General features: G+C 58.2%; 4 protein-coding genes and 1 pseudogene. 2 read left to right on the top strand and 3 right to left on the bottom strand.

Annotated features, from left to right (window positions below; all coding sequences use genetic code 11):
* Positions 1 to 27: 27 nt before the first annotated feature.
* From AC2VNK_RS07230 to AC2VNK_RS07220, 3 genes are read right to left on the bottom strand one after another with little or no spacing between them, the layout of a single operon-like run.
* Positions 28 to 306 carry a YggT family protein gene (locus AC2VNK_RS07230; protein WP_291520790.1) on the bottom strand — a complete coding sequence of 93 codons (279 nt, stop codon included), beginning with the start codon at positions 304 to 306 and terminating at the stop codon, positions 28 to 30.
* Positions 303 to 1,130 carry a pyrroline-5-carboxylate reductase gene (proC, locus tag AC2VNK_RS07225; RefSeq protein WP_291520789.1) on the bottom strand — a complete coding sequence of 276 codons (828 nt, stop codon included), beginning with the start codon at positions 1,128 to 1,130 and terminating at the stop codon, positions 303 to 305. The genes AC2VNK_RS07230 and proC overlap by 4 nt, the downstream gene beginning before the upstream one ends.
* A complete protein-coding gene (locus tag AC2VNK_RS07220; protein ID WP_291520788.1) occupies positions 1,127 to 1,798 on the bottom strand; it encodes a YggS family pyridoxal phosphate-dependent enzyme in 672 nt (223 codons plus the stop codon). The genes proC and AC2VNK_RS07220 overlap by 4 nt, the downstream gene beginning before the upstream one ends.
* Positions 1,799 to 1,896: 98 nt before the next feature.
* Here AC2VNK_RS07220 and AC2VNK_RS07215 point away from each other — a divergent pair, with 98 nt between their 5' ends.
* Both AC2VNK_RS07215 and AC2VNK_RS07210 read left to right on the top strand, forming a co-directional pair.
* The gene (locus AC2VNK_RS07215) at positions 1,897 to 2,949 is read left to right on the top strand and encodes a type IV pilus twitching motility protein PilT (RefSeq protein ID WP_291520787.1); all 1,053 of its coding nucleotides are present in this window, start codon (positions 1,897 to 1,899) and stop codon (positions 2,947 to 2,949) included.
* A gap of 9 nt (positions 2,950 to 2,958) precedes the next feature.
* A pseudogene (locus tag AC2VNK_RS07210) lies at positions 2,959 to 3,146 on the top strand (PilT/PilU family type 4a pilus ATPase); the annotation flags it as partial.

The raw sequence follows: 3,146 nt of genomic DNA, 5'->3' as shown, positions 1-3,146 counted from the left end.
CATGCGCCGCAATCCGTCGTAAAGGGTTTACCCGCCCAGATTGAGGATGGCATGAACCAGCAGGCCCTTGAGCACTTCGATAATCAACAGGGCTGCCAGCGGGCTGAGGTCAATGCCGCCGATGGGGGGAATGATCCGTTGCAGAGGGTAGAGAATGGGCCCGGTAAGCCGATCCAGAAACTGCACGACCGGGTTGCGCGGATCGGGCTGTACCCAGGACAATATGGCACGGATGAGAATTGCCCAGAACAGTAAGGTCAGGACAAGGTTGGTAAGGCGTGCTGCCATAATACTCAGTTCGGTCATGGTACATCCTTTTTGGTGCCGCCCAGAGCGCGGCTGCGCTCGGCCGCGGCTGCCAGGGCCCGCTGCGCCAGTGGCCGCAGATGCTCTTCCCAGGCGGCTAAACCCGCTGCCGTGGTGCCACCCGGACTGGTGACCTGATGGCGTAACTCGGTCGGGCTTAGCACGCTGGCAGCAGCCATTTGCGCGGTCCCGAGCACGGTCTGTAAGGTGAGGGCACGGGCGGTGGGCCGGTCCAGGCCTTGCAGCACGGCAGCATCTTCGAGCGCCTCCAGAAACAGCAGGAGGTAGGCGGGGCCGCTTCCAGAGAGTGCGGTAACGGCATCCATCAGCGACTCATCGCTCAGCCAGTAAATCTGTCCCACCGCGGACATGATGGCACCCGCGGTCTGGCGTTGCGCGGCGTTCACTGAATCGCGGGCGTAAAGGGCGGTCGCTCCGGCGCCGACTTGCGCCGGGGTGTTGGGCATGCCTCGCACGATGGCGCTCCCGGCATCCAGTTCGGCGGCGATGCGCGCACTGCCGATACCAGCGGCGACAGAGAGGAAGAGCACCCCGGCATCGGCAAAGGCTTGTCGCCACAGCGCAAGCACCGACGAGATTTGCTTCGGCTTGGCGGCATAGATGACCACGCTGTTGGTCGGCAAGTTCTGCGCCTCGGCCGGTAGGCTACGGATACCGAACTTTTCCGCAAGCGCATCACGGCGCACGCTGCTGGGGGCATGAACCTGAATCTGCTCACCCACAACGCCTTGGTGCCGTAGGCCGGCGATGAGGGCGCTTGCCATATTACCGGCACCAATGAAGACAATATTCTGAGTAATCATAAGGATTCCTGAGTACGTGTTCCGAAAAGGATGGTGCCAAGACGGATCTCGGTGGCGCCGAGTTGCAGGGCTTGGAGGTAATCCGCCGAAGTGCCCATGGAGAGGGTATCCAGATCAGCATGAACTTGGGTCTGCTGCAGCGTGAGGAAAAGTTCTGCCATCCGGCGGAAGTCGGCGCCTGCCCGCTCCGGTTGCGGGTGGACCAGGGCCATCAGGCCGCGCAGTCGCAAATGGGATAATCGGGAAATAGCGAGGGCCAATACTGGAACTTCTTCTGGCGCGCAACCCCCTTTGCTGCCTTCTCCACTGATGGCAACCTCAATAAGCACGTTTAACGGGGCCACCATGCCCGCGCGCGCCGCATGGAGTCGTTCAGCGATGAGTGGGCGGTCTACACTCTCCACCCAGTCAAAATGCCGGGCCAATGCTGCAGTCTTGTTACGCTGGATGCGGCCGATGAAATGCCAGACGACGCCATCCAAATCTCTCAGTGCCGTTTGCTTGTCCAGGGCTTCCTGCAGGTAGTTTTCACCGAAGTGACGGAGCCCGAGCGCATAGGCGCCACGCAGCGTTTCCGCTGTGACATGCTTGCTGGCGGCGAGCAGGCATTGCGGTGGATGATCGGCAATCGCACATTGCACATGGGCTAGGCGTTCGGCGAGGGGCATCGGTCTCCGGCAGACGTGGGCGAAATGGTCAAGGTCGACTATAGTAACGCTCAATAGCCTTTGGTCCCAAATCACGGGCCGTTTATTTCGGGAGTTACATGATGGACATTTCAGAACTGCTTGCCTTCGCGGTGAAGAACAACGCTTCGGATACGCACATTTCGGCAGGCCTGGCACCTATGCTGCGGATCAACGGCGATATCCGCTCACTCAATGTGGAGGCGCAGGACAGAAAAACCGTACACAGCATGATTTACGACATCATGAACGATTTTCAGCGGAAGGGATATGAGGAGAATCTGGAAATCGACTTTGCCTATGAACTGCCGGGTGTGGCGCGTTTTCGGGTTAACGCCTTCAACCAGGACCGCGGACCCGCGGCGGCATTCCGGACGATTCCCGCCAAGGTGCTCAGTCTGGAGGAACTCAATGCACCCAAGTCTTTTACGGAGATCATCAACGTACCGCGCGGACTGGTGCTGGTCACCGGGCCGACGGGGTCGGGTAAATCAACGACGCTGGCAGCGATGGTGGATCATATCAATGCGAATCGCGCTGACCACATTATCACCATTGAAGATCCCATCGAATTTCTACATACCCCCAAGAAATGTCTCATCAACCAACGCGAGGTAGGCGCCAACACCCACTCCTTTGAAAATGCCCTGCGCTCAGCTTTACGCGAAGATCCCGATATTATTCTGGTGGGCGAATTACGTGACTTAGAGACCATGCGTCTGGCTCTGACCGCGGCGGAAACGGGCCATATCGTGTTTGCGACGCTGCATACCAGTTCTGCGCCGAAAACCATCGACCGTATTGTCGATTCCTTCCCTGGGGGAGAAAAGGATATGGTTCGCGCGATGCTGTCAGAATCCCTGCGTGCAGTTATTTCTCAGACCCTGCTCAAAACGGCCGATGGCAAAGGCCGGGTCGCCGCGCATGAAATTATGATTGCCACTCCGGCTATCCGTAACCTCATTCGCGAAAATAAGGTGGCGCAGATGTACTCGGTGATCCAGACCGGACAAAATCAGGGCATGCAAACCCTCGACCAGTGTCTTGCCGACTTGGTGCGTGCCCACAAAGTGACCCGCGAAGATGCCCTGCGTAGGGTACAGAACAAAGACAGTTTTATGAATGTGGCCTGAGGATAATTTATGTCTGTACTAGATGATCTGCTGGTCTTGATGGTGGAAAAAAACGGCTCTGACCTTTACCTCACCGTAGGCTCGCCGCCGGTCATGAAAATTGACGGGCGGGCGGTTTCATTGGGGGCAGAGATGCTGAAGCCGGGTCAGGTGCTGAATCTGGCTAAAGAAATTCTGGGCATGGAGCGCTTGCAAGA

Source organism: Acidithiobacillus sp. TH-A35, assembly GCF_057473505.1.
This window is presented reverse-complemented; position numbering and strand designations above follow the sequence as displayed.

Excerpts from the sequence above, each read along its gene's own strand:
- AC2VNK_RS07230 (WP_291520790.1), bottom strand. The coding sequence starts at position 306 with ATGACCGAACTGAGTATTATGGCAGCACGCCTTACCAACCTTGTCCTG.
- proC (WP_291520789.1), bottom strand. The coding sequence starts at position 1,130 with ATGATTACTCAGAATATTGTCTTCATTGGTGCCGGTAATATGGCAAGC.
- AC2VNK_RS07220 (WP_291520788.1), bottom strand. The coding sequence starts at position 1,798 with ATGCCCCTCGCCGAACGCCTAGCCCATGTGCAATGTGCGATTGCCGAT.
- AC2VNK_RS07215 (WP_291520787.1), top strand. The coding sequence starts at position 1,897 with ATGATGGACATTTCAGAACTGCTTGCCTTCGCGGTGAAGAACAACGCT.